The following is a 23,948-nucleotide window of genomic DNA, read 5'->3' as shown; positions in this document are numbered from 1 at the left end:
TCTCCGTCGGTGGTTGTCCGAGGCGGTGGGCCGGCCGGGGGCCGGATTCCGCGCGGGGCGCCCGGCCCGTCCGGTCAGCGGACCGGTACGGTCCGGGCCGGGTCGGGCGGGTCCGCGGGCAGGGGTTCGTGACCGGCGTCGTCCGGGTTTTGGTGGACCACGGCCGAGAGCGCGCGGATCACCCGGGCGGGCGAGCCGCTCTGGAAGAAGGCGCGGCCGATGGCGAGCCCGGCACACCCGGCCGCCATCACCCCGGTGGCGTACGCGACCGGATCGGCACCGGGACTGCTCGGGCCGCCTGCCGCCAGGACCGGTATCGGGCAGCTCTCCACGACGTCCGCCATCCGCTCCAGCGGCACCGCCCAGGTCGTCTTCACCAGGTCGGCGCCGAGGTCGGCGGCCACGTTGACGACGTGGGAGAGCAGCGCCGGATCGTGCGGATCGGCGATCCGGGGCCCACGCGGATACACCATGGCCAGCAGCGGTACGTTCCAGCGCCGGCAGGCGTCGGCCACCGAACCGAGGTCGGCCAGCTGGCGGCTCTCGGTCTCGGAGCCGATGTTGACCTGCACGCTCACCGCGTCGGCGCCCAGCCGCACGGCCTCCTCGACATCGCCGACCAGCACCTTGGCGTCCGCGTCCCGGGCGTGCGCCGTGCTGGCGCTCAGATGCACGACCAGGGAGCAGTTCCGCAGCAGGCCCGCCTCGATCCCGGCCGCGCGCCCCTTGTGCACCACGACGGCGTCGGCGCCGCCCTCCACGGCGGTGCGGACGAGTCCGTTGAACCGCGCGGCGGGGACGATGGGGCCGTCGGCCACCGAGTGGTCCATGGGGACGAAGAGGAATCGTTCGTCGCGATGCCGGGACAGCCGCGCCAGGCGGACCGCCGTCCCTCCGGAACTTGGTCTCATGATCCACCCTTCAGCACAGGAAGTTGACGTTCGCGGGTCGAGTCTCGCCCGGTGCGCCGGTGCCGTTACCCCTCGAACGGACTGCTCCTGCGACTGCACCCGGCGGCTCTCATCGAGGTACCCGACCGGTCAGGCCGGACCGGCCCGTCGCGCCGCCGCTCGGCCTGCTCGTCCGCCGCTGTTCCGGCGGCGACGGCGGTGGAACGCTCGGGGGAGTCCGTCCGGTCGGTGACGGTGTCGGTACCCGGACAGGGAGGGGCGGCCGGATGGCGGCGGCGCGGACGGAGACGGACGGAGCACGGAATCCCTGGCTCCGGCGGCCGGCCGGCCAGGGTGCGGCGGGGCGGGTCCGGCTGGTCTGCCTGCCGTACGCGGGCGGCGGCGCCGGGGTCTACCGCGACTGGCTGCGCGCCGGGCCCGAGCTGGGCGTGGAGGTCCTCGCCGTGCGGCCGCCCGGACGTGAACAGCGTTTCGGGGAGCCCCCGTTCGACGACGCCCGGTCGCTGGCCGAACGCCTCGCCGTTGTACTGGAGCCGTATCTGGACGGCCCGTACGCGCTCTACGGCCACAGCGTGGGCAGCGTCGTCGGTCTCGCCCTGGCGCACGAGCTGGCGCGCTCGCCCGGGACGCGGCAGCCGCTCGGGCTCTTCGTCGGGGCGGGCGTCGCGCCGGGCGCACTGCGCCCGGAGCCGGAGTGGAGCGGCTCGGACGCCGAGCTGACCGAGTGGCTGCGGCGCACCGGCGGTACGCCGAGCGGCGTGCTGGCCCGGCCGGGGCTGGTGGCGCGGGTGCTCCCGGCGCTCCGGGCCGACCTGGCCATGGCGGCCGGATACCGCGGGCGGCCGGGCGAGCGGCTGGCCGTGCCGATCCAAGGCTTCGCGGGGGCCGCCGACCCGATGGCCACCGCGGCGGCGATGACCGGCTGGGGCGCCGAGACCACGGGCCGGTTCCAGCTCTCGCAGGTGCCCGGAGGCCATTTCTTCCTGGCGGAGTCGGGCCGGCAGGTGCTCGCCCGGATCGCGGAGCAGCTGCTCGCGGAGGTCTGACGGGAGCCCGCGGGGACACCCGGATCGCACTATCCAACACCTGTTGCACAGATGACAGCTGTTGTGGAACCATGGCGATCCAGGGCAAGGTCCACAAGGGAAGGCCAGCTGTGAAAGCGAACAAGGCTCCGGTCGAGGCCGTCGGCTCCGACCGTGTGACTCCGGAACTCTGGTGGCTGAGCGGCATCATGGCCTTGGGCGGCTTCGCCAGCCTGCTGGACGCGACCATCATCAACGTCGCCATCGGGCCGTTGGCCAAGGTGTTCGACTCCGACCTCGCCACCGTCCAATGGGTGGTGACGGGCTATCTGCTCGCCATCACCGCGGCGATCCCGATGAGCGGCTGGGCCACGGCCCGGTTCGGCGCGAAACAGACGGTCATCTTCTCCCAGGTCGTCTTCCTGCTCGGCTCGCTGCTCTCCGGACTGGCCTGGTCCGCGCCCAGCCTGATCATCTTCCGGGTGATCCAGGGCATCGGAGGCGGCCTGGCGGTCCCGGTGGGCCAGGCGCTGCTGGCCCAGGCGGCCGGGCCCAAGCGGCTCGGCAGGCTGATGTCCATCGTCACCGTCCCCGCCCTGTTCGCCCCGCTGATCGGCCCCTCGCTCGGCGGCGTCCTCATCGACCACCTCAGCTGGCGCTGGATCTTCTTCATCAACATCCCGTTCTGCGTCGTGACCATCGCGCTGGTGCTGGCCAAGGTGAAGAACGTCGTCGCCCCCTCGGCCGGCGCCCGGCTCGACCTGACCGGCCTGGTGCTGCTGCTCCCCGGCCTGGCCCTGCTCGTCTACGGACTCTCCGAGGCGGGTTCGGCGGGCGGCTTCGGGTCCGGCAAGGTGATCGGCGGCCTGCTGGTCGGCGCGGTCCTGCTCCTCGCCTTCGGCGTACGGGCGCTGCGCATCCGTACGGAGGGCCTGCTGGACCTGCGGCTGTTCAAGGTCGCGAACTTCAGGTCCGGCACCCTGGCCGGATTCCTGATGAGCATGGCGATGTACGGCGTGCTGATCCCGCTGCCGATGTACTACCAGGTCGTACGGGGCACCAGCGTGCTGAACTCCGCGCTGCTGCTCCTCCCGCAGAGCCTGGGCTACCTGCTGGCGATCGTCCTGATGAACGCGCTCACCGCCAAGCTGGGTGTCCGCAACCTCACCATCATCGGCATCGCGCTGGCCCTGGTCGGCACCGTGCCCTACGCGCTCATCGACGCCCATCCGAACCAGCTGCTCCTCGGCGCCACCCTGGTGGTCCGCGGATTCGGCCTGGGCGCGTCGATGATGCCGACCATGACGATCGCCTTCGCGAGCGTGCCGAAGGAGACCGCGCCGAGCGCGACCAGCGCGTTCAACGTCTTCCAGCGCGTCGGTGCCTCCCTGGGCACCACGGTCCTGGCCGTCGTTCTCCAGCAGCGGCTCAAGGACGAGCTGCCCGTCGGCGTGCACTCCCTGGGCCAGGTGGAGCCGGGCGGAACGGTCGCCCGCGGACTGGCCGAATCCTTCGGTGCCCCGTTCTGGTGGGCGATGATCTTCACCGCCCTCGCGCTGCTCCCGGCCTTCTTCCTGCCGGGACGGCGGCCGGCGGCCGACAGCTCCGCGGGCGGCGCGTCCGATGTCCCGCCCGCACGGGAGAGCGAGGCCGCGATCCTGACCGACTGACCGCCTCCGGCGGTCCCATGAACTGCCGTCGGCGCACGGGCCCGTGCGCCGACGGCGTCGGCATGCCCGCTCCCTCGCGCGGCCCCCGAACGGCCTCCGCGGACCAAGAACGATTCGATTCATCGACTTCGCGCCATATTCTCCCGGCGACCGCGCGGGCAGGCATTCGATTGCGAAGATTGGAGCGGGGACAGCGTGGGGTTCGAGTGGAACGAGTGACACGGATTCCTGTGGAACGCTCGGCCACCGGCCCCTCACGTTCGTTATGGGGGGCGAAGAATGTGTGATTTCCGGGTCCTCGGGGCGCTGGAGATACTCGACGGATCGACATCGACATGGAAGTCCGTGGGAGGGCCGAAAGTCCGGATACTGCTCGCCGTGCTGCTCGCCGCCGCCGGCCGGACCATCTCCATCGACCGGCTGGTCGAGGAGCTCTGGAGCCCCGGTTCGCATCCACAGCGCGACCAGCGCAATCTGGTCCAGCAGTACGTGATGCGGCTGCGCCGCCGGCTCGGCGACCGGGACCGCACGGTGCTGGTCACCAAGGCCCCCGGCTACCGGCTCGTCTTCGACCCCGAACGGCTGGACGCCTGCCGCTTCCAGGCCCTGCACGCCGAGGGCCAGGCCCTGTTCGCCGAGGGTGCCTACGACAAGGCGTTCGCCGTACTGGGCGGCGCACTCGAACTCTGGCGCGGCCCCGCCATGGAGGACGTCCCCGTCTCGCCCACCGTCCGCACCGAGGCCGAACGCCTCGAAGAGGCCCGCCTCGCCGCCGCCGAACTACGCATCGACGCCAGCCATCGCACCGGCGGCCACCTCGCCACCCTCGCGGAACTCCGCGCCCTGCGCGACAGCAACCCGCTCCGGGAAGGGCTCTGGGAGAAGGAGATGACCGCGCTTCTCGAATCCGGCCGCCGGGCCGAGGCCCTCGACGTCTACCAGCGCGCACGCCGGGTGTTCCAGGACGAACTCGGCCTCGAACCCGGCACCGCCCTGCGCGATCTCCAGCAGCTCATCCTCACCGGGGGCGCCGCCGGGAGCAGCAGGATCTGACCCCTCCGAGTCCCGCCGCGCGGCCACCGCCCCCGCCGCCCCCTACGGCAGCAGCCCCGCACGCCGGGCCGCCACCACCGCCTCCAGCCGGGTGTGCGCCCCCAGCTTGCGCATCGCCGAGCGCAGATACCCCTTCACCGTCTCCGGCCGCAGCCCGAGCCGCTCCGCCGCCACCGCGTTGGTGGTCCCCGCCGCCACACAGGCCAGCACGTCCAGTTCGCGCGGTGCCAGCCGCACCTCGCAGGGCTTCGACGCGCGGGCCCCGGCCGCCGAGGCGAGCCGCCCGCACACCGCGAGCAGCTCGTCACGCAGCGCCGGGTCGATCACCTTCGGCACCAGCGCCCGCAGCTCGCGATGGGCCTCACGGACGTCCTCCCACGCCCCCGGGGCCGCCCTCGGGTCCGTGACCTGCTCCCGGGTCACCGCCAGCAGCTGCTGCACCTCGTCCCGCACGACCAGGGCCTGCTCCACGTCGCGGGCGGCGGCGACCGCCGCGTCGAACGTACGGTCCCCGAGCGTGACCGGCGCCCGCAGCGCCCCGTACAGCACCCCGCGCACCTTGCGCCGCACCACCACGGGGACCGCGACCACCGAGCGCAGCCCCTCCGCCGCGACCGCCAGGTCGTACTCGTGGCTGATGTGGCGCGAGGAGGGGTAGTCGGTCACCGCGCACGGCCGGGACAGGGCGATCGACTTGCCGCCGAGCCCGCTGCCCGCCGAGATGACGAGCCCGCGCAGGGCGGAGGTCTGCGCCCCGTTCAGCTCGGCGATCCGGGCGTGACGGGCGTCCGAGAGCAGCCCGCCGAACGCCACCGGCAGCCCACTGGTCCGGCGCAGCCGCAGCAGCGCCCTCTGCATCTCGACCGCATCGACGGATTCCGGCACCCTGACGCCTCCCTGCCCGGGTCCAGGGGGCTCGGCCACCCCCTCGCTGCACCCCCGTTCGGGGGTGGTGAGACCTGGGTCACTGTTTACATGATGTTAAGTGACCGGTCCGGTCCGCAATGAGGAGGGCACATGTCGGCAACCAGCGCGACGGAAACGTTCCGGGCCGCCCGGGACTTTCTGCTGAAGCACCGCGAGGACTACCACGCGGCCTACGAGGGCTTCAGCTGGCCCCGGACCGACCACTTCAACTGGGCGCTCGACTGGTTCGACGTCATCGCGGAGAACAACGACCGCACCGCCCTGCACATCGTGGAGGAGGACGGCAGCCGCACCGAGGTGTCCTTCGCCCGGATGTCCGCCCGGTCCAACCAGGCCGCGAACTGGCTGCGCGCCCGGGGCGTGCGCGCCGGGGACCGGATCCTCGTGATGCTCGGCAACCAGACCGAGCTGTGGGAGACCGCCCTCGCCGCGATGAAGCTGCGCGCCGTGGTCATCCCCGCCACCCCGCTGCTCGGCCCGGCCGACCTGCGCGACCGTGTGGAGCGCGGCCGGGTCCGGCACGTCCTGGTGCGGGACACCGACACCGCGAAGTTCGACGAGGTGCCCGGCGACTACACCCGGCTCGCGGTCGGCGCGGACGTACCCGGCTGGGTGTCGTACGCGGGAGCGGACGAGCAGCCGGAGACCTTCCGGGCGGACCGGGAGACCGACGCCGACGAACCGCTGATGCTCTACTTCACCTCCGGCACCACCGCCAGCCCCAAGCTCGTCGAGCACACCCATGTCTCGTACCCCGTGGGCCACTTGTCGACGATGTACTGGATCGGGCTCAAGCCCGGGGACGTCCACCTCAACATCTCCTCGCCCGGCTGGGCCAAGCACGCCTGGTCGAACCTCTTCGCGCCCTGGAGCGCCGAGGCGACCGTCTTCATCTTCAACTACACCCGCTTCGACGCGGGCCGCCTGATGGCCGAGATGGACCGCTCGGGCGTCACCAGCTTCTGCGCCCCGCCGACCGTCTGGCGAATGCTGATCCAGGCCGACCTGGCCCAGCTGAAGACCCCGCCGCGCGAGGTCGTCGCGGCCGGTGAGCCGCTGAACCCGGAGGTCATCGAGACGGTGCGGCGCACCTGGGGCGTCACCATCCGGGACGGCTTCGGCCAGACCGAGACCGCCGTCCAGGTCGCCAACACCCCGGGCCAGCTGCTGAAGGCCGGTTCGATGGGACGGCCCAGCCCCGGCTTCAAGGTCGAACTCCTGGACCCGGTGACCGGTGAGCCCGGCGCGGCCGAGGGCGAGATCTCCCTCGACCTGTCCGGCCGCCCGGTGGGCCTGATGACCGGCTACCACGGCGACCCCGACCGCACCGCCGAGGCCATGGCGGGCGGCTACTACCGCACCGGGGACATCGGCTCGCGCGACGCGGACGGCTACATCACCTACGTGGGGCGCGCCGACGACGTGTTCAAGGCGAGCGACTACAAGATCAGTCCGTTCGAGCTGGAGAGCGCCCTGCTGGAGCACGAGGCGGTCGCCGAGGCCGCCGTCGTCCCCGCCCCCGACCCCGTCAGGCTCTCCGTGCCCAAGGCGTACATCGTGCTCGCGGAAGGCTGGGAGCCGGGGCCGGACACCGCGAAGGTGCTGTTCGAGCACTCCCGGTCGGTCCTCGCCCCCTACAAGCGCGTCCGCAAGCTGGAGTTCGCCGAGCTGCCCAAGACCGTCTCCGGCAAGATCCGCCGCATCGAGCTGCGCGAGCGCACCGCCCGGGGCGCCGGCACCGAGTACGACGAGGGTGATCTGCGATGAGCGAGCTCTCCTACGCACACGGCACCGGCACCACGGCGCTGCTCGGCGACACCATCGGACGCAACCTCGACCGGGCGGTCGAGGCGTTCGGCGACCGCGAGGCGCTCGTGGACGTCGCGTCGGGGCGGCGCTGGACCTACACCGAATTCGGCGCCGCCGTCGACGAGCTGGCCCGCGCCCTGATGGCGTCGGGCGTGGCCAAGGGGGACCGGGTCGGCATCTGGGCGGTCAACTGCCCCGAGTGGGTGCTGGTGCAGTACGCCACCGCCCGCATCGGCGCCGTCATGGTCAACATCAACCCGGCGTACCGCGCGCACGAGCTGGAGTACGTGCTGAAGCAGGCCGGGATCTCGCTCCTGGTCTCCTCGCTCGCGCACCGCACCAGCGACTACCGCGCCCTGGTCGGGCGGGTCCGCGGCGACTGCCCCGAGCTGCGCGCCGTGCACTACATAGGCGACCCGTCCTGGGACGAACTGCTCGCCGGAGCACCTGCGGTGACGGAGGATCAGCTCGCGGCCCGGGAGGCCGGGCTGTCCTGCGACGACCCGATCAACATCCAGTACACCTCCGGCACCACCGGCTTCCCCAAGGGTGCCACCCTCTCCCACCACAACATCCTCAACAACGGGTACTTCGTGGGGGAGCTGGTCGCCTACACGGAGCAGGACCGGATCTGTCTGCCCGTCCCCTTCTACCACTGCTTCGGCATGGTCATGGGCAACCTGGGCGCCACCTCGCACGGCGCCTGCATCGTGATCCCCGGCCCCGCCTTCGAGCCCGCCACCGTGCTCGCCGCCGTGCAGCGGGAGCGCTGCACCTCGCTGTACGGCGTCCCCACCATGTTCATCGCGGAGCTGAACCTCCCGGACTTCGGCTCCTACGACCTCTCCTCGCTGCGCACCGGCATCATGGCCGGATCGCCCTGCCCGGTCGAGGTGATGAAGCGGGTCGTCGCCGAGATGAACATGGACGAGGTGTCCATCTGCTACGGCATGACGGAGACCTCGCCGGTCTCCACCCAGACCCGCCGCGACGACGACCTGGAGCGCCGCACCGGCACCGTCGGCCGGGTGATGCCGCACATCGAGGTCAAGGTCGTCGACCCGGTGACCGGAGTGACGCTGGAACGCGGCGCGACGGGCGAACTCCGCACCCGCGGCTACAGCGTGATGCTCGGCTACTGGGAGCAGCCGGACCGGACCGCGGAGGTCATCGACGCCGGCCGCTGGATGCACACCGGCGATCTCGCGGTGATGCGGGAGGACGGCTACGTACAGATAGTCGGCCGGATCAAGGACATGATCATCCGCGGCGGCGAGAACGTGTATCCGCGGGAGATCGAGGAATTCCTCTACGGCCACCCGAAGATCGCGGACGTGCAGGTGGTGGGCGTACCGGACGCCACCTACGGCGAGGAGATCCTGGCCTGCGTCATCCCGAGGGACCCGGCGGACCCGCCGACCCTGGACGAGCTGACGACCCACTGCCGCGAGCAGCTGGCCCACTACAAGATCCCGCGGCGGCTGCGGATCCTGGAGGCCTTCCCGATGACGGTCAGCGGGAAGGTCCGGAAGATCGAACTGCGGGAGGGCTACGGGGAGTAGGACCGCCGCGCCCCGGGCGCCGTCAGGCGGCCTCGATGATGTCGCCGGTGACGCCCCGGGTCGCCGCCGCCCATTCGATCAGCAGCACCTCGTAGGCGGCGGACTCCACGGAGGACCAGTCCTGACCGGCGCGCGCGTCCACGAACGCCCGTATCGCCTCGTTCGCACGGGCGGCGGACGGGGGAGCGGGCCGGGACGTGTGCGGCCGGTCGTGGGGCGGTTCGTGCCGTGGAGTTAAAGCCATGAGCACTACCTTAAGGCCCGCCACCGACAGCGGACCGAACATTTGTGGCCCCCTGGCCCGAACGTGACCGATTGCACTCACTGTTGCCGGTCGGCTCCGGTGAGCTGCCGGAGGTGTCCGGTGTGCGGGATCTCGCGCCGCATGCACACCCTCGGCCACCGGTCCAGGCCGTGTTCCGCCTCCAGCGCCCTGATCCTCCGCAGCCCGTCGGTGAGTTCCGCCTCGCCGAGGGCGCGGAAGCCGAGGCGGGCGTAGTACGGCGCGTTCCAGGGGACCTGGGTGAAGGTCGTGAGCGTGAGCGCGTGCGAGCCGCGCCCGGCGGCCCAGTCGGCGAGGTGGTCGATGAGCCGGCTGCCCACACCGCGCCGCGCGGCGGACGGATGCACGGAGACCTGCTCGACGTGGACCGCCCCGTCCACGGGATCGGCGAGCAGATAGCCGACCGGGCGGTCGTCGGCGTCCGCGGCCACCCAGGCCCGGCCGGCCCGGCAGTAGGTCTCCAGCAGGTCGAGCGGCGGCGGGTCGTCGTCCGCGATGGCGGACATGCCGAGGGCACGGAACGGTTCTCCCGCGGCGCGCTCGATGTCTTGGAGCAGCGGGAGGTCGGTGGGGCGGGCGGTACGGATACGCATCCCGCCAGTATGTCGCCCCCGTCGCCGGGCTCAGGCCCCGGTGCTCAACAGTTCGTCCGCGGGGCCGTTGACCGGCCGGGGCGTCCCCGCCGGGTCCATCACGAAGAGCGGCATGCCCAGGCCGTCCGCGCGCGCCGCCGCGTCCGGGGCGTACCCCGCGACCGAGAAGAAGACACTGCCGACCGAGGCGTCGAGCGCGTTGAGCCAGAGGCACTCCACGGAGCGCAGGGAGGTCGGGCGGGGGTCCGTGTCGACCTGGGCGATCAGCCCGGTGGCCCGCAGGTCGATCCGCGCGGGGGAGGGGCGCGGCGGCCGTGCGACCTCGCGGTAGCCCAGCCAGCACAGGAACCGGGTCGAGGTCGCGAGCGCGTCGTCCGCGCCGTGGATGGCGACCGCCCGGAACGCGGGCCGGGGCGCCGGGGCCGTACGCGGCAGCGGGATGTGCGAGGGCCCGGTGGGGCGTATCCCGCGCCTCGGGGCGTCATCGGGCGCCGCCGGCCGCACCGGGACCCGCAGCACCGATCCGCACGGGCAGCACAGCTCCGGCCGCGGCCACTCGTCCCGGCGCCCGCAGGCGGAGCAGCGCACCGTCACCCAGTCGTCGTTCCAGGCGCGGTGCGTGATCGGCACGGCCGGAGCCCCGCGCAGCACGGCCGGCGCGGTGGGCGCGCCGCACGGGCAGGGGTAGGCCGGCGGGCTGTACGCGTGCTCGCGGCCGCAGGCCGGACAGCGTAACGGCACCGACTCCACCATGATCACCCTCCGGCCGCGCTCCGAGCCTCCATCGTCCATCAGCCGGGGGCTTCCGGGGAGGGACTTGGCGCACTTCGTGCACCGGCGTGCGCGCCCGGCGGTTCCGTGCGCCGTCCCTTGACGGCCGTCGGGGCGCGCTTTAGATTGACTTCCGTATAACAGAATCAAGTTTCCGTAATGCGGAATTGGTGCTCTCAGGTGGCGCGACAGAGCCCGACTCCACCAGGTCCGAGCAGGAGTACCCAATGCCTCGAATGACCGCTGCCCGTGCGGCAGTTGAGATCCTCAAGCGCGAAGGCGTCAGCAACGCGTTCGGTGTGCCGGGCGCGGCGATCAACCCCTTCTACGCGGCCCTCAAGGCCTCCGGCGGGGTCCATCACACGCTGGCCCGCCACGTCGAGGGCGCCTCCCACATGGCGGAGGGCTACACCCGCGCGCGCCCCGGCAACATCGGCGTCTGCATCGGCACGTCGGGTCCGGCCGGTACGGACATGATCACCGGCCTGTACTCCGCGATCGCCGACTCGATCCCGATCCTCTGCATCACCGGCCAGGCGCCGACCGCCGTGCTCCACAAGGAGGACTTCCAGGCGGTCGACATCGCCTCGATCGCGTCGCCCGTCACCAAGGCCGCCACCACCGTCCTGGAAGCCGCCCAGGTCCCCGGCGTCTTCCAGCGCGCCTTCCACCTGATGCGCACCGGCCGCCCCGGCCCGGTCCTCATCGACCTGCCGATCGACGTGCAGCTCACCGAGATCGAGTTCGACCCCGATCTGTACGAGCCGCTGCCGGTGCACAAGCCTGCGGCGACCCGCAAGCAGATCGAGCGAGCGATCGAGATGCTGAACGCCTCCGAGCGCCCGCTGATCGTCGCGGGCGGCGGCGTCATCAACGCCGACGCCTCCGAACTCCTCGTCGAGTTCGCCGAGCTGACCGGCGTCCCGGTCGTCCCGACCCTGATGGGCTGGGGCATCGTCCCCGACGACCACGAGCTGAACGCCGGCATGGTCGGTCTCCAGACCTCGCACCGCTACGGCAACGCGAACTTCCTGGAGTCCGACTTCGTCCTCGGCATCGGCAACCGCTGGGCCAACCGCCACACCGGCAAGCTGGACGTCTACACACAGGGCCGCACCTTCGTCCACGTGGACATCGAGCCCACCCAGATCGGCAAGATCTTCGCCCCGGACCTCGGCATCGCCTCCGACGCCAGGGCCGCGCTGGAGCTGTTCGTCGAGGTCGCCCGCGAGCTGAGGGCGGCGGGCCGCCTGAAGGACCGCTCGGCCTGGGCCGCCTCCACCCAGGAGCGCAGGGCGACCCTCCAGCGCCGCACCCACTTCGACAACGTCCCGCTGAAGCCGCAGCGGGTGTACGAGGAGATGAACCGCGCCTTCGGCCCCGAGACCCGCTACGTCACCACGATCGGCCTCTCCCAGATCGCGGGCGCGCAGATGCTGCACGTCTACCGGCCGCGCCACTGGATCAACTGCGGCCAGGCGGGCCCCCTCGGCTGGACCATCCCGGCCGCGCTGGGCGTCGCCACGGCCGACCCGGACGGCTCCGTCGTCGCGCTCTCCGGCGACTACGACTTCCAGTTCATGCTGGAGGAGCTGGCAGTCGGCGCACAGCACCGCATCCCGTACGTCCACGTCCTGGTGAACAACTCCTACCTGGGGCTGATCCGCCAGGCGCAGCGCAACTTCGACATCGACTTCCAGGTCAACCTGGAGTTCGAGAACCTCAACTCGCCGGAACTGGGCGTCTACGGCGTCGACCACGTCAAGGTCGTCGAGGGCCTGGGCTGCAAGGCGATCCGCGTCACCGAGCCGGACCAGCTGCTGCCGGCCTTCGAGGAGGCCAAGAAGCTGGCCGCGGAGTTCCGGGTGCCGGTGGTCGTCGAGGCGATCCTGGAGCGCGTCACCAACATCGCGATGAGTGGTACGGACATCGCGTCGGTCAACGAGTTCGAGGACATCGCGACGGACCCGTCCCACGCCCCGACGGCGATCAGGCCGTACGTGGCGTCCTGACGGCCCGCCCGCCGGACCGTGTGCCCCCGCCCGGAGAACTCCGGCCGGGGGCACACGGCGTTCGGCCGCGGAACCCGTCCCCCGCGCTGCGGTACTTCGGGGCGTCCGGGCTCGCGGCCTGCGGACCCGGCGCCGGTCCGGAGGGCCTGTGTGGCGGGCCGTGGCACGCGAACCGGTCCCGTACGAGCGGCCGTTCGCCTTCCCGGAGCGGCCGGAGCGGGTTCCCCCCAGGGCGCCCTCGCGGTGGATGCCGTGCGGAGGGACCCGCCGGCCGGTGACGGGCCCGGAACGCGAAGAAGGGCGCGGAGCGCGGACCGTGTCCGCACTCCGCGCCCCGGCGCGGGAAACACCGCGCATCGCGCCATGACGCCATAGGGGCCGCGGCGGCGGCGAGCGGGCCGGGAGAGCTCGTCCCCTTCAGGTCAGGGGGCGAGGAGGCATACCGGCCCTCACCACCGCACTGGCGTCGCACGACCGCCGCGGCCTCGTCCTGTCCGCGCCGCGCGACACCCCTCATCCGGGTGCGCGACGCGAGCAGGGCTTTCGGGTGATCAGTCCTCGCGCAGGGCGCGGACCGCTTCCTCCACGCGCTTGCCGTAGTCGGTGTCGGCGGCGTGGAAGTGGGCGAGGTTCTTTTCGATGACGTCGTCGCGGCTCACCTGGGAGAGACCCCCGGCGATGTTCGCGACCAGGCGCTTCTTCTCGTCCTCGGACATGAGCCGGTACAGCTCGCCCGCCTGGAAGAAGTCGTCGTCCTTGGTGTGGGCGGGCGCCGCGTGGGTGCCGGTCCAGCCGTGGATCGCGAGCGGGGCGGAGAGCGCCGCGTCGGTCTGGGCGGGGCCCGCGTGCGAGTTGGGCTCGTAGTTCTTGTCGTGGCGCGAGCCGTTGCGGGTGGCGTGCAGGCCGTCGCGGCCGTAGTTGTCGACGACGGCGGTGCGCGGGGCGTTCACCGGGAGCTGGGTGTGGTTGACGCCCAGCCGGTAGCGGTGCGCGTCCGCGTAGGCGAACAGGCGGCCCTGGAGCATCTTGTCCGGGGACGGGCCGATGCCGGGCACGAAGTTGTTCGGGGAGAACGCGGCCTGCTCGACCTCGGCGAAGACATTGTCCGGGTTGCGGTCCAGGACCAGGCGGCCGACCCGCTGGAGCGGGTAGTCGCCGTGCGGCCACACCTTGGTGAGGTCGAACGGGTTGAAGCGGTAGCCCGCGGCCTCGGCGGCCGGCATCACCTGGACGTACAGCGTCCAGGACGGGTTGACACCGCGCTCGATGGCCTGGAGCAGGTCCGTCTGGTGCGAGCTGCCGTCCTTGCCCGCGAGTTCGGCGGCCTGCTCGCTGGAGAGGGACCGTACGCCCTGGTTCGTCTTGAAGTGGTACTTGACGAAGAAGGCCTCGCCCGCGGCGTTGGTCCACTGGTAGGTGTGCGAGCCGTAGCCGTTCATGTGGCGGTACGAGGCGGGGATGCCGCGGTCGCCCATCAGCCAGGTGACCTGGTGCGTCGCCTCGGGGGCGTGGGCCCAGAAGTCCCAGACGTTGTCCGGCTCCTGACGGCCCGTGAACGGGTCGCGCTTCTGCGAGTGGATGAAGTCGGGGAACTTGATCGGGTCCTTGATGAAGAACACCGGGGTGTTGTTGCCGACCAGGTCGTAATTGCCCTCGTCCGTATAGAACTTGAGGGCGAAGCCGCGGGGGTCGCGCACCGCGTCGGCGCCGCCCAGCGAGTCGGCGACGGTCGAGAAGCGGATGAACGTCTCGGTGCGCCTGCCGACCTCGGAGAGGAAGTCGGCCCGGGTGAAGGCGGTGATGTCGTCGGTCACCTCGAAGTAGCCGTACGCGCCGGAGCCGCGGGCGTGGACCACGCGCTCCGGGATGCGCTCCCGGTTGAAGCGGGCCAGCTTCTCCAGCAGGTGCTGGTCCTGGAGGAGGATCGGGCCACCGACGCCGGCGGTGGCGGAGTTCTGGTTGTCGGCGACCGGGGCGCCTGACTCGGTCGTAAGCACACGCTGCGTCATGGTGTCGGGGCGACCTTCCGTACGGGAGCTGCTGAGCTGCTGAACTGGGACGGCTCGGGGCTCCAGGAGCGTAAGTACGCCCCGAACCCGGCGTCAACAGTTTGTTGAATTTGGTGGCTGGTGTTCCGGACGGCGCCGGTGCCTGGGCGCGACAGGACAGGTGTCGGCGCCGACGCCGCCCGGAAGTCTCTGGGGTGCCGGGCCGGTCAGGCCCCGACGGGCTGCCCCGAAAGGCGCTCGACCGAGCGCAGCAGGGCGGAGTGGTCCAGCCCGCCGTCGCCCTGCGCGCGCAGCGAGGCGACCAGTTGGGCGACCACGGCGCCGACGGGCAGCGCGGCACCGACGTTGCGGGCGGCGTCGGTGACGATGCCCATGTCCTTGTGGTGCAGGTCGATCCGGAAGCCGGGGGCGAAGTCCCGGTTCAGGAAGTTGTCCTTCTTCCGGGTCAGCACGGTCGAACCGGCCAGACCGCCGTTCAGCACGTCCAGCGCGGCGGCGAGGTCGACCCCGGACTTCTCCAGGAAGACCACGGCCTCGGCGCACGCCTGGATGTTCACCGCGACGATCAGCTGGTTGGCGGCCTTCACCGTCTGGCCGGAGCCGTGCGGGCCGCAGCGCACGATGGTCCTGCCGAGCGCTTCGAGCAGCGGCTTCGCGGCGTCGAAGTCCGCCTGCTCGCCGCCCACCATGATGGAGAGGACGGCCTCGATCGCGCCGGCCTCACCGCCGGAGACGGGGGCGTCCAGGACCCGGATGCCCTTCTCGGCGGCGTTCTTCGCGAGGTCCACGGAGGTCTGCGGGGTGATCGAGGACATGTCGATCAGCAGCGCGCCGCGCCTCGCGTTCTCCAGGATGCCGTCGGGGCCGTACGCGACGGCCTCGACCTGCGGGGACGCGGGCACCATCGTGATGACCACGTCCGCGTCCCCGACCGCCTCGGCGATCGAGGAGGCGCCGGTGCCGCCGGCCGCGGCCAGCCGGTCGACCTTGTCCTGCTCCAGGGTGTAACCGGTGACGTCGTAACCGGCCTTGATCAGGTTCTCCGACATGGGCGAACCCATGATGCCGAGACCGATCCACGCAACCTTGGGGAGGTTGTTGCTCATGAGGGTGCCTTCCGATCAGCGTGTACGGGGGCTCCGGCGCCCTAGCGGGCGGGCCGCGCGGCGGCCGGGAGCCAGTCGAAGGAGTCGGCGCTCGGGCGGTCGCCGGGCTTGTACTCCAGCCCGACCCAGCCCTCGTAACCGGCCTTCGTCAGCTCGTCGAGGAGCTGCTCCAGGGGGAGCGAGCCGGTGCCGGGCGCGCCGCGGCCCGGGTTGTCGGCGATCTGGACGTGGCCCGTCCTGTCGGCGTACGCGGTGATGACCCGGCTGAGGTCCTCGCCGTTCATCGACAGGTGGTACAGGTCCAGCAGGAACTTCGCGTTGCCGAGGCCGGTCGCGGCGTTGACCCGGTCGACGACCTCGATCCCGGCCGGTGCGCTCACCAGCGGGTAGCGCGGGGACTCCGGCGCGTTGAGGGTCTCGATCAGCAGCACCGCGCCGATCCGGTCGGCCGCGCGGGCGGCGAGCACCAGGTTCTCCAGGGCCAGTGCGTCCTGGACGGCCGGGTCGACGCCGTCGACGCGGTTGCCGTACAGCGCGTTGAGCGCCTTGCAGCCCACCGAGGCGGCGAAGTCGGCCGCGACGTCGATATTGGCGCGGAAGCGGTCCGACTCCGTGCCGGGCACGGAGAGCGCGCCGCGGTCGGGGCCGGGGAGCTGTCCGGCGTAGAAGTTCAGGCCCACCAGCCGGGTGCCGGCGTCGTCGAGCGCCTTCTTGAGGGCGTCGAGCTCGGCCTGGTCGGGGGTGGGGGTCTCGATCCAGGGCCACCACAGCTCGACCGCCGTGAAGCCCGCCGCGGCGGCGGCCGCGGGGCGTTCCAGGAGCGGGAGTTCCGTGAAGAGGATCGACAGGTTCACATCGAAGCGCTGGTCCGGGTAGCCCATGAGGGTTCGGCGCTCCTTCCGTATTGCGGAAGTTAGTTTCTACGTAACGGAAGATTGCCCGGAGGTGTGGCGGCTGTCAAGGGGGTGCCCGGAATTCGGCCCCGGCGCCTTCGGGCGGGTTGTGCGAGGTGAACCCCAATTGGGCCGGTTGCCGAGGGGGTCCGGGGCGGGCCAGGGTTGCCGGTGCGCCCGATGCAGCCGACCCCCCCCACGAGGTGCCCCGCATGAACCACGCCACCAGCCGACGCACCGTCCTCGGCGCGCTCCTCACCGGCGCCGCGCTGTCGGCGGCCCCCTCGCCGCCCGGCTCCCCCGGACCCGCACCGGACCCCGCCCCCGCGGCCGCCCGGCGCCCGCGCGCCACCGGGCGGCTGCTGCTCGGCACGTACACCTCGGCCGAGGGCGGCGGCACCGGGATCGGGACGGCCACCTACGACCCCGCCACCGGGGCGATCGTCCCCGGCGGTGTGATCACGGGCGTGGCCGACCCCTCGTACCTGGCCGCACACCCCTCGGGCACCACCGTCTACGCGGTGGACGAACAGGACGCGGGCGCGGTGACCGCCGTGGCCCTGTCGCCGGACGGCGGCCACCGGGTGCTGGGAACGCGCTCCACGGGCGGGGCCGGACCCACCCATCTCTCCGTCCACCCCACCGGACGGTGGCTGCTCACCGCGAACTACACCTCGGGCAGCGTCGCGGTGCACCCCGTCCGGGACGACGGCTCGCTGGGGGAGCGCACGGACCTGGTCGCCCACACCACCCCGCCGCCCGGCCCCGGCCAGAACGGACCGCACGCCCACCAGATCATCACCGCCCCCGACGGCGACCACGTCCTCGCCGTGGACCTCGGCAACGACACCGTGTACACGTACCGGCTGGACGAGCGGGCGGGCACCCTCGGCCAGGTCTCCACCGCGGCGCTGCGCCCCGGCGCCGGGCCCCGGCACCTCACCTTCCACCCCGGCGGCCGCTTCGCCTACCTGGCCTGCGAGGTCGACAACACCGCGGTCGTCTGCGGCTACGACCCGGCCACCGGCACACTCTCCCCGGGCGCCCCGCAGTCCACCGGGACCGGCGCGGGAACCAGCTACCCGGCGCAGTTCCTGGTCACCGCCGACGGCCGGTTCGCCTTCCTCGCCAACCGGGGGCACAACAGCCTGACGCGCTACGCCGTCGAGGACGACGGGGCCGCGCTGCGGCTGCTCGACACCGTGCCCGTGGGCGGCGACTTCCCCCGGCAGATCGCCTTCTCGCCCGACGGGGGACTGCTCTTCGCGGCCAACCAGAGATCGAGCACGGTCACCGTCTTCCGGGTCGGCGCCCAGGACGGCGGCCTGACCCGCACCGGCCGGGCGTTCCCCGCGCCCGTCGCCGTCTGCGTACTGCCGGAACCGAGCGCGCCCCCGGCCGGGAACTGAGCCGGATCCGCCGACGGACGGCCCCCGCCCCGGTCCGTTAGGGTCGGGCCCGAGCCGCGGGCCGCACAGCCGCGCGGCGAACGCATGAGGGAGGCACAGTGCGCTTGAGAGTGGAGTTCACCACCGAGCCCTTCGATCTCGACGAGGCGCCCGCCCACGCGGTCGTGGCCCGGGAGGTCATCCAGGCGGCCGACCTGGACGCCGTGGACGTCGGCCCCTTCGGCAACACGGCGGAGGGCGGGGCGGACGAGGTGCTCACCGCGGTGGACTCCCTGCTGCGCCAGGCCCTGGCATCGGGTGCCACCCGGGTGTCCCTCCAGGTCAATGTGATCGGGGAGGACTCCCAGTGACCGAACCGGCGGACCACCCACTCGTCGCCGCGGTCAAGCCGCTCGTCGACGCCATGGGCGCCGAGCTGCTCGGGCCCGAGCAGGCCGAGCCCGACGACGTCGTCCTGGCCTGGGAGGGCGAGGACGTCATAGCCGTAAGGCTGCCCCAGCTCTCCGAGTCGCTCGATCACATCCTGGCCGCCATGGAACGCCGGCACGGCATGCCGCTGGCCGAGCTGGACCGCCGGACCAAGCAGTCGGTGGTGCGGACCCTGGAGGCACGTGGTGCCTTCTCGGTGCGGCACGGTGTGGAGACGGTCGCGGGCGCGCTGGGGGTCAGCCGCTTCACCGTCTACAACTACCTGAACAGGGAAAATGCCGCCAAAGGCGAGTAGTTGAGGTCGTAGTCGAGCGAACGCCGTGGAAGATCGCGGAGGGCCGTCGTCCGGAGAGCCGGGCGGCGGCTTCTTGTATTCGCGTAATTTCAACAAAGTGTTGACGTGGTGTTGCGGAGGGCGTTAGCTATCCGCAGCCCGACCGAAGCGAAGCGGAAACGCACAGCGAAAACAGCCACGGAGGCTCCCGTGACTTCGAGCTCCACGCCGGGCCTCGCCCGGTTCAACACCCTGGCGGACGACGAGGCCACCACCGCCTTGCACGAGGTGTGCGCCAGTGCGGCATGGGGAAGAGCGATCCTCTCCCGACGCCCGTACGCCACCGCGGAAGCCCTCCTGGACGCCAGTGACGCCGCCACGGCCGCACTGACCGAGCAGGACCTGGCCGACGCGATGGCCGGTCATCCGCCGATCGGCCGCCCGAAGCCCGGAGACCCGACCTCCTCCCGCGAACAGCGGGGGATGGCCGGGGCCACCGAGGAACTCAAGGCCGAGATGCTCGAACTGAACCTGGCCTACCAGGAGCGGTTCGGACATGTCTTCCTGATCTGCGCCACCGGGGCCACCGGTGAGCAGATGCGCGACGCGGTGAAGTCCCGGATCGGGAACCCGCCCGAGCAGGAGCGCGAGATCGTGCGCACCGAACTGGGCAGGATCAACCGCATCCGGCTGACCCGTCTCGTAACCGAAGGAGAGTGACGGTCTTGAGCACCGACACCACCGCATCGGTGTCCACCCACATCCTGGACACCAGCATCGGCCGCCCCGCCGCGGACGTCGCCATCACGCTCGCCGCCCGCAGCGGCGGCGACGCGCCCTGGGTGACCCTCGGCGGGTCGGCGACCGACACGGACGGGCGATGCAAGGATCTGCCGGCACTGCCGGAGGGCACCACCCATGTACGTCTCGATTTCGAGACCGAGGCGTACTTCGCAGCCAAGAAGCAAGCCGAGGCGCAGCAGGACGCCCCCCGCGTAAGGGACAGCGGTGCGTTCTTCCCGGAAGTGGCGATCACCTTCGCCGTCGTACCGGGCGAGCACTACCACGTACCGCTGCTGCTCAACCCGTTCGGCTACTCCGTTTACCGAGGGAGCTAGCAGACATGCCCACGATTCTCGGCCAGAACCAGTACGGCAAAGCAGAGAACCGCGTCGTCAAGATCACGAGGGACGGCGACACCCACCACATCAAGGACCTGAACGTCTCCGTCGCCCTCTCCGGCGACCTGGACGACGTCCACTACAACGGCTCCAACGCCCACTGCCTCCCGACGGACACCACGAAGAACACCTGCTTCGCGTTCGCCAAGGAGTACGGCATCGAGTCGGCCGAGCAGTACGGCATCCACCTCGCCCGGCACTTCGTGGACAGCCAGCCCTCGATCCACCGCGCGCGCATCCGCATCGAGGAGTACGCCTGGGAGCGCATCGCCGGTTCCGACGGCAACTCCAGGTTCATCGGTGCCGACGAGGTCAAGCACTCCTTCGTCCGCAAGGGCCAGGAGACCCGCCTCGCACAGATCACGTACTCCGCCGAAGGCGACGGGGGGCCGAAGTTCGAAGTCCTCTCCGGGCTCAAGGACCTGACCGTGATGAACTCCACGAACTCCGAGTTCTGGGGCTACATCAAGGACAAGTACACGACGCTCCAGGAGGACTACGACCGGATCCTCGCCACCTCCCTGTCGACGTGGTGGCGCCACAACTGGACCTCCGACGACCAGCGCATGCCGCAGTGGGAGAAGTCCTACGAGCAGTCCAGGAAGCACATCCTCCAGGCGTTCGTGGAGACGTACTCGCTCTCGCTCCAGCAGACGCTGTACCAGATGGGCTCGCGGGTCATCAACAACCGCAGCGAGATCGACGAGATCCGCTTCTCCGCCCCCAACAAGCACCACTTCCGGCAGGACCTCTCCGCCTTCGGGCTGGAGAACGAAGCCAAGGACGGCGCCGTGTACTACGCCGCCGACCGCCCCTACGGCCTGATCGAGGCCACCATCCTGCGCGACGGCTGCGAGCCGCACATCCCGGTCGACATGACCAACCTCTGACGCGGGGCGCGCGTCCCCGCCGCCCGCAGTCGGCGGGGACGCGCCACACCGGAGGGAACAACCAGCCATGGCAACGCCTGCACAAGGGCCGGCAGAAGGCCCGTGTTCCACCGCACCGGAAGGACCCGAGGTCCACCCGGTCGACCAGAAGCTCCACCCCTCGCGGCTCGTCCCCGCCGCGCTCCAGCACATCGCCGCCATGTACGCGGGTGTGGTCACGCCCCCGCTCATCATCGGCCAGGCCGTCCGCCTCGACACCGCGGGCCAGACCCGGCTCATCGCCGCGAGCCTGCTCATCGCCGGTGTGGCCACCCTCCTGCAGACGCTCGGGGTCAAGGGCCTCGTCGGCAACCGGCTGCCCTTCGTCAACGCCGCCTCCTCCGCCGGCATCGCGCCGATGCTCGCCATCGCCGAGACCAACGCCACGGACGACCAGCTCCCGGCCATCTACGGCGCGGTGATGGTCGCGGGCGTGTTCTGCCTCGCCGTCGGACCGTTCTTCGGCAAGCTCCTGCGGTTCTTCCCGCCGCTGGTCACCGGAGTCGTCATCACCCTCATCGGGGTGACCCTGATGCCGGTCCCCGTCGCCTGGGCACAGGGCGGCGACAAGGCCGCCGCCGACTTCGGGAGCATGAAGCACCTGGCACTCGCCGCCTTCACCCTGGTGGTCATCCTGCTGATCCAGCGCTTCGGCCGCGGCTTCCTCCGGCAAGTCGCCCTGCTGCTGGGCCTGTTGATCGGCACCCTGGCCGCGATCCCGTTCGGCATGGCGGACTTCGGGGCGCTCGGCTCGGCCCCCGTCGCCGCGCTGCCGACCCCCTTCGCCTTCGGAGCGCCCGAGTTCCAGCCCGCCGCGATCATCTCGCTCTGCCTGGTGACGCTCGTCCTGATGACGGAGTCCAGCGCCGGAATGCTCGCCATCGGCGAGATCTGCGGGCGCGAGACCGACGGCAGGACCATCACCCGGGGCCTGCGCACCGACGGCATCGCCACCCTCCTCGGCCCCGTCTTCGGCGGCTTCCCCACCTCCGCCTTCGCCCAGAACGTCGGTGTCGTCTCGCTGACCAAGGTCCGCAGCCGCTACGTCGTCGCCGCCGCGGGAGGCGCGCTCCTGGTCCTCGGCGCCTTCCCGGTGCTCGGCGCGGTGGTCTCCACGGTGCCCATGCCGGTCCTCGGCGGCGCCGGCATCGTCCTCTTCGGCTCCATCGCGGTCAGCGGCATCCGTACGCTCTCGGAGGCCGGCCTCGACGACAGCTCCAACATCATCCTGGTCGCCGTCTCGCTCGGCGCGGGCATCATCCCGCTCGCCGCGCCCACCTTCTACGTCGACTTCCCGGCCTGGGCACAGACCGTGCTCGGCTCCGGCATCAGCGCGGGCGCCCTGGTCGCCGTCGCGCTGAACCTCTTCTTCCACCATCTCGGCACCCGGGGCGGCGCGTCCGCCCCGGCACTCAAATCCTCCTAGGGTCCTGCCGTGCCCGCACCGCCACTCCCTCCGGAAGGAAGCACCATGGCACCCTCGGCAGACCCCCTGTCCCGCATCGTCATCGAGAACGTCGCCATCGCCACGGTCGACGCCCACGACACCGAGTACGCCTCGGGTCATCTCGTCGTCGCGGGCAACAGGATCGAGTCCATCGGCGCGGGCCCGGCCCCCCAGGGCCTCCAGAACGTCGTCCGCCGCGTCGACGGCACCGGACACCTGGCCACCCCCGGGCTGATCAACACCCACCACCACTTCTACCAGTGGATCACCCGGGGCCTGGCCACCGACCACAACCTCTTCGACTGGCTGGTCGCCCTCTACCCGACCTGGGCGCGCATCGACGAGCCGATGGTCGGCGCCGCCGCCCAGGGCTCGCTCGCCATGATGGCCCGCGGCGGCGTCACCACCGCCATGGACCACCACTACGTCTACCCGCAGGGCTCCGGAGACCTGTCCGGCGCCATCATCGGGGCCGCCCGCGACATGGGCGTACGGTTCACCCTCGCCCGCGGCTCCATGGACCGCAGCGCCAAGGACGGCGGACTGCCGCCGGACTTCGCGGTGGAGACCCTCGACGGAGCACTCGCCGCCACCGAGGCGACCATCGACGCCCACCACGACGCGTCGTTCGACTCGATGACCCGGATCGCCGTCGCCCCCTGCTCCCCGTTCTCCATCTCCACCGAACTGCTGCGCCAGGGCGCCGAGCTGGCCCGCCGCAAGGGGGTGCGCATGCACACCCACGGCTCGGAGACCGTGGAGGAGGAGCAGTTCTGCCACGAGCTGTTCGGCATGGGACCGACCGACTACTTCGAGTCCACCGGCTGGCTCGGCGACGACGTGTGGATGGCGCACTGCGTCCACATGAACGACTCCGACATCGCCGCCTTCGCCCGCACCGGAACCGGCGTCGCCCACTGCCCCTCGTCCAACGCCCGGCTCGCCGCGGGCATCGCCCGGGTCCCCGACATGCTCGCCGCGGGCGTCCCGGTCGGCCTCGGCGTCGACGGCACCGCCTCCAACGAATCCGGCGAACTCCACACCGAGCTGCGCAACGCCCTCCTCATCAACCGGCTCGGCGCCCACCGGGAGAAGGCCCTCGACGCCCGCCAGGCCCTGCGCCTGGGCACCCACGGCGGCGCCCGGGTGCTGGGCCGCGCCGACCAGATCGGCTCCCTGGAACCGGGCAAGCTCGCCGACCTGGTGCTCTGGAAGCTCGACACCCTGGCGCACGCCTCCATCGCCGACCCGGTGACCGCACTCGTCTTCGGCGCGGCCGCCCCCGTCACCCTCTCGCTCGTCGACGGCAAGCCGGTCGTCGAGGACAACCGCCTGGTCACCGCGGACGAGGACGCCATCGCCCGCGCCACCCGCGACGAGGCCCGCCGCCTCGCCCGGATCGCCGCCGGAGCCTGACGCTCCCGCGACACCCCCGAGACGGCCGGCCGAGGGGGACGGCCCTCGGCCGGCCGCCGCGGACCCGAGCGGGGTCCGCGGCAACCGGCGCGGGGGCGTGTACTCATCCGTACGCGCCCCCGCGTCGGCGCACCGAGCTGCCCGCACCAGCTGCACGACCTGCCCCACCTGTTTCAACGCCCCACATGCACCACCTCCCTGACACCCACGTCACCGCAGACGTGTACCCGACCGGAGGA

Annotated in this window: 22 protein-coding genes; 14 read left to right on the top strand and 8 right to left on the bottom strand. The window is 71.7% G+C overall.

Annotated elements, in window-relative coordinates; all coding sequences use genetic code 11:
• Window positions 1–74 precede the first annotated feature (74 nt).
• The gene (locus ACFVFH_RS30895) at window positions 75–911 is read right to left on the bottom strand and encodes a 2-amino-3,7-dideoxy-D-threo-hept-6-ulosonate synthase (protein WP_383774683.1); all 837 of its coding nucleotides are present in this window, start codon (window positions 909–911) and stop codon (window positions 75–77) included.
• 266 nt (window positions 912–1,177) lie between these two features.
• Between ACFVFH_RS30895 and ACFVFH_RS30890 the strand changes: the two genes are divergently transcribed.
• The 3 genes from ACFVFH_RS30890 (at window position 1,178) to ACFVFH_RS30880 (ending at window position 4,659) form a co-directional block, all read left to right on the top strand.
• Window positions 1,178–1,957 (top strand): thioesterase II family protein, encoded by a 780-nt coding sequence (locus tag ACFVFH_RS30890; RefSeq protein ID WP_383774680.1) that lies wholly within the window; start codon window positions 1,178–1,180, stop codon window positions 1,955–1,957.
• A gap of 110 nt (window positions 1,958–2,067) precedes the next feature.
• The gene (locus tag ACFVFH_RS30885) at window positions 2,068–3,606 is read left to right on the top strand and encodes an MDR family MFS transporter (RefSeq protein ID WP_383774678.1); all 1,539 of its coding nucleotides are present in this window, start codon (window positions 2,068–2,070) and stop codon (window positions 3,604–3,606) included.
• A 345-nt stretch (window positions 3,607–3,951) separates the two neighbouring features.
• Window positions 3,952–4,659, top strand: coding sequence for a BTAD domain-containing putative transcriptional regulator (locus ACFVFH_RS30880; protein WP_383774676.1), 708 nt, complete (start codon window positions 3,952–3,954; stop codon window positions 4,657–4,659).
• Between the two features lie 42 nt (window positions 4,660–4,701).
• Here ACFVFH_RS30880 and ACFVFH_RS30875 read toward each other — a convergent pair whose 3' ends face one another.
• Window positions 4,702–5,544, bottom strand: coding sequence for a response regulator transcription factor (locus tag ACFVFH_RS30875; RefSeq protein WP_383774674.1), 843 nt, complete (start codon window positions 5,542–5,544; stop codon window positions 4,702–4,704).
• Between the two features lie 132 nt (window positions 5,545–5,676).
• Between ACFVFH_RS30875 and ACFVFH_RS30870 the strand changes: the two genes are divergently transcribed.
• Both ACFVFH_RS30870 and ACFVFH_RS30865 read left to right on the top strand, forming a co-directional pair.
• Window positions 5,677–7,353 carry an AMP-binding protein gene (locus ACFVFH_RS30870; RefSeq protein ID WP_383774672.1) on the top strand — a complete coding sequence of 559 codons (1,677 nt, stop codon included), beginning with the start codon at window positions 5,677–5,679 and terminating at the stop codon, window positions 7,351–7,353.
• Window positions 7,350–8,957: an AMP-binding protein gene (locus ACFVFH_RS30865; protein WP_383774670.1), complete on the top strand. Its 1,608-nt coding sequence runs from the start codon at window positions 7,350–7,352 to the stop codon at window positions 8,955–8,957. The genes ACFVFH_RS30870 and ACFVFH_RS30865 overlap by 4 nt, the downstream gene beginning before the upstream one ends.
• A 22-nt stretch (window positions 8,958–8,979) precedes the next feature.
• Here the strand turns inward: ACFVFH_RS30865 and ACFVFH_RS30860 are convergent, their stop codons facing one another.
• From ACFVFH_RS30860 to ACFVFH_RS30850, 3 genes are all read right to left on the bottom strand, one after another.
• Entirely contained in the window at window positions 8,980–9,201 is a 222-nt protein-coding gene (locus ACFVFH_RS30860; protein ID WP_383774668.1) for a hypothetical protein, read from the bottom strand.
• Between the two features lie 77 nt (window positions 9,202–9,278).
• Window positions 9,279–9,833 (bottom strand): GNAT family N-acetyltransferase, encoded by a 555-nt coding sequence (locus ACFVFH_RS30855; RefSeq protein WP_383774665.1) that lies wholly within the window; start codon window positions 9,831–9,833, stop codon window positions 9,279–9,281.
• 30 nt (window positions 9,834–9,863) lie between these two features.
• Window positions 9,864–10,583 (bottom strand): hypothetical protein, encoded by a 720-nt coding sequence (locus tag ACFVFH_RS30850; protein WP_383774822.1) that lies wholly within the window; start codon window positions 10,581–10,583, stop codon window positions 9,864–9,866.
• Between the two features lie 257 nt (window positions 10,584–10,840).
• Between ACFVFH_RS30850 and gcl the strand changes: the two genes are divergently transcribed.
• Window positions 10,841–12,616 carry a glyoxylate carboligase gene (gene gcl, locus ACFVFH_RS30845; protein ID WP_383774663.1) on the top strand — a complete coding sequence of 592 codons (1,776 nt, stop codon included), beginning with the start codon at window positions 10,841–10,843 and terminating at the stop codon, window positions 12,614–12,616.
• Window positions 12,617–13,167: 551 nt separating this feature from the next.
• Here gcl and ACFVFH_RS30840 read toward each other — a convergent pair.
• The 3 genes from ACFVFH_RS30840 to ACFVFH_RS30830 all read right to left on the bottom strand — a co-directional run bounded on the left by ACFVFH_RS30840 (window position 13,168) and on the right by ACFVFH_RS30830 (window position 16,612).
• The gene (locus ACFVFH_RS30840) at window positions 13,168–14,625 is read right to left on the bottom strand and encodes a catalase (protein WP_383774661.1); all 1,458 of its coding nucleotides are present in this window, start codon (window positions 14,623–14,625) and stop codon (window positions 13,168–13,170) included.
• Between the two features lie 206 nt (window positions 14,626–14,831).
• On the bottom strand, window positions 14,832–15,731 hold the full coding sequence (locus tag ACFVFH_RS30835; protein ID WP_383774658.1) for a 2-hydroxy-3-oxopropionate reductase: 900 nt from the start codon (window positions 15,729–15,731) through the stop codon (window positions 14,832–14,834).
• Window positions 15,732–15,772: 41 nt separating this feature from the next.
• A complete protein-coding gene (locus ACFVFH_RS30830; RefSeq protein WP_383774655.1) occupies window positions 15,773–16,612 on the bottom strand; it encodes a TIM barrel protein in 840 nt (279 codons plus the stop codon).
• A 224-nt stretch (window positions 16,613–16,836) separates the two neighbouring features.
• On the opposite strand from ACFVFH_RS30830, the gene ACFVFH_RS30825 reads away from it, so the two are divergent.
• The 8 genes from ACFVFH_RS30825 (at window position 16,837) to ACFVFH_RS30790 (ending at window position 23,709) form a co-directional block, all read left to right on the top strand.
• Window positions 16,837–18,033, top strand: coding sequence for a lactonase family protein (locus ACFVFH_RS30825; RefSeq protein WP_383774652.1), 1,197 nt, complete (start codon window positions 16,837–16,839; stop codon window positions 18,031–18,033).
• Between the two features lie 98 nt (window positions 18,034–18,131).
• Window positions 18,132–18,383, top strand: a complete 252-nt coding sequence (locus ACFVFH_RS30820) for a thiamine-binding protein (protein WP_266428750.1) — start codon at window positions 18,132–18,134, stop codon at window positions 18,381–18,383.
• Window positions 18,380–18,757 (top strand): helix-turn-helix domain-containing protein, encoded by a 378-nt coding sequence (locus tag ACFVFH_RS30815; protein ID WP_383774648.1) that lies wholly within the window; start codon window positions 18,380–18,382, stop codon window positions 18,755–18,757. Before ACFVFH_RS30820 ends, ACFVFH_RS30815 begins: the two co-directional genes overlap by 4 nt.
• Window positions 18,758–18,946: 189 nt before the next feature.
• Window positions 18,947–19,456 carry a 2-oxo-4-hydroxy-4-carboxy-5-ureidoimidazoline decarboxylase gene (gene uraD / locus ACFVFH_RS30810; RefSeq protein WP_383774645.1) on the top strand — a complete coding sequence of 170 codons (510 nt, stop codon included), beginning with the start codon at window positions 18,947–18,949 and terminating at the stop codon, window positions 19,454–19,456.
• A gap of 5 nt (window positions 19,457–19,461) precedes the next feature.
• On the top strand, window positions 19,462–19,854 hold the full coding sequence (gene uraH / locus ACFVFH_RS30805) for a hydroxyisourate hydrolase (protein WP_383774642.1): 393 nt from the start codon (window positions 19,462–19,464) through the stop codon (window positions 19,852–19,854).
• A gap of 5 nt (window positions 19,855–19,859) precedes the next feature.
• Complete coding sequence (gene pucL, locus ACFVFH_RS30800) at window positions 19,860–20,807, top strand: factor-independent urate hydroxylase (RefSeq protein WP_383774639.1); 948 nt, start codon at window positions 19,860–19,862, stop codon at window positions 20,805–20,807.
• 67 nt (window positions 20,808–20,874) lie between these two features.
• Window positions 20,875–22,272: a nucleobase:cation symporter-2 family protein gene (locus ACFVFH_RS30795; RefSeq protein WP_383774636.1), complete on the top strand. Its 1,398-nt coding sequence runs from the start codon at window positions 20,875–20,877 to the stop codon at window positions 22,270–22,272.
• A 45-nt stretch (window positions 22,273–22,317) separates the two neighbouring features.
• Entirely contained in the window at window positions 22,318–23,709 is a 1,392-nt protein-coding gene (locus ACFVFH_RS30790; RefSeq protein ID WP_383774634.1) for an 8-oxoguanine deaminase, read from the top strand.
• Window positions 23,710–23,948 lie beyond the last annotated feature (239 nt).

This window comes from Streptomyces sp. NPDC057697, from assembly GCF_042799335.1.
In the GTDB taxonomy this organism is placed as follows: domain Bacteria; phylum Actinomycetota; class Actinomycetes; order Streptomycetales; family Streptomycetaceae; genus Streptomyces.
The sequence above is the reverse complement of the archived record's forward strand: the minus strand, read 5'-3'. Positions and strand labels throughout refer to the sequence as shown.

What these genes read in the sequence shown, in the direction of transcription:
- ACFVFH_RS30895 (WP_383774683.1), bottom strand. Translation starts at nt 911, where the DNA reads ATGAGACCAAGTTCCGGAGGGACGGCGGTCCGCCTGGCGCGGCTGTCC.
- ACFVFH_RS30890 (WP_383774680.1), top strand. Translation starts at nt 1,178, where the DNA reads ATGGCGGCGGCGCGGACGGAGACGGACGGAGCACGGAATCCCTGGCTC.
- ACFVFH_RS30870 (WP_383774672.1), top strand. Translation starts at nt 5,677, where the DNA reads ATGTCGGCAACCAGCGCGACGGAAACGTTCCGGGCCGCCCGGGACTTT.
- ACFVFH_RS30865 (WP_383774670.1), top strand. Translation starts at nt 7,350, where the DNA reads ATGAGCGAGCTCTCCTACGCACACGGCACCGGCACCACGGCGCTGCTC.
- ACFVFH_RS30860 (WP_383774668.1), bottom strand. Translation starts at nt 9,201, where the DNA reads ATGGCTTTAACTCCACGGCACGAACCGCCCCACGACCGGCCGCACACG.
- ACFVFH_RS30855 (WP_383774665.1), bottom strand. Translation starts at nt 9,833, where the DNA reads ATGCGTATCCGTACCGCCCGCCCCACCGACCTCCCGCTGCTCCAAGAC.
- gcl (WP_383774663.1), top strand. Translation starts at nt 10,841, where the DNA reads ATGACCGCTGCCCGTGCGGCAGTTGAGATCCTCAAGCGCGAAGGCGTC.
- ACFVFH_RS30840 (WP_383774661.1), bottom strand. Translation starts at nt 14,625, where the DNA reads ATGACGCAGCGTGTGCTTACGACCGAGTCAGGCGCCCCGGTCGCCGAC.
- ACFVFH_RS30835 (WP_383774658.1), bottom strand. Translation starts at nt 15,731, where the DNA reads ATGAGCAACAACCTCCCCAAGGTTGCGTGGATCGGTCTCGGCATCATG.
- ACFVFH_RS30830 (WP_383774655.1), bottom strand. Translation starts at nt 16,612, where the DNA reads ATGGGCTACCCGGACCAGCGCTTCGATGTGAACCTGTCGATCCTCTTC.
- ACFVFH_RS30825 (WP_383774652.1), top strand. Translation starts at nt 16,837, where the DNA reads ATGAACCACGCCACCAGCCGACGCACCGTCCTCGGCGCGCTCCTCACC.
- pucL (WP_383774639.1), top strand. Translation starts at nt 19,860, where the DNA reads ATGCCCACGATTCTCGGCCAGAACCAGTACGGCAAAGCAGAGAACCGC.
- ACFVFH_RS30795 (WP_383774636.1), top strand. Translation starts at nt 20,875, where the DNA reads ATGGCAACGCCTGCACAAGGGCCGGCAGAAGGCCCGTGTTCCACCGCA.
- ACFVFH_RS30790 (WP_383774634.1), top strand. Translation starts at nt 22,318, where the DNA reads ATGGCACCCTCGGCAGACCCCCTGTCCCGCATCGTCATCGAGAACGTC.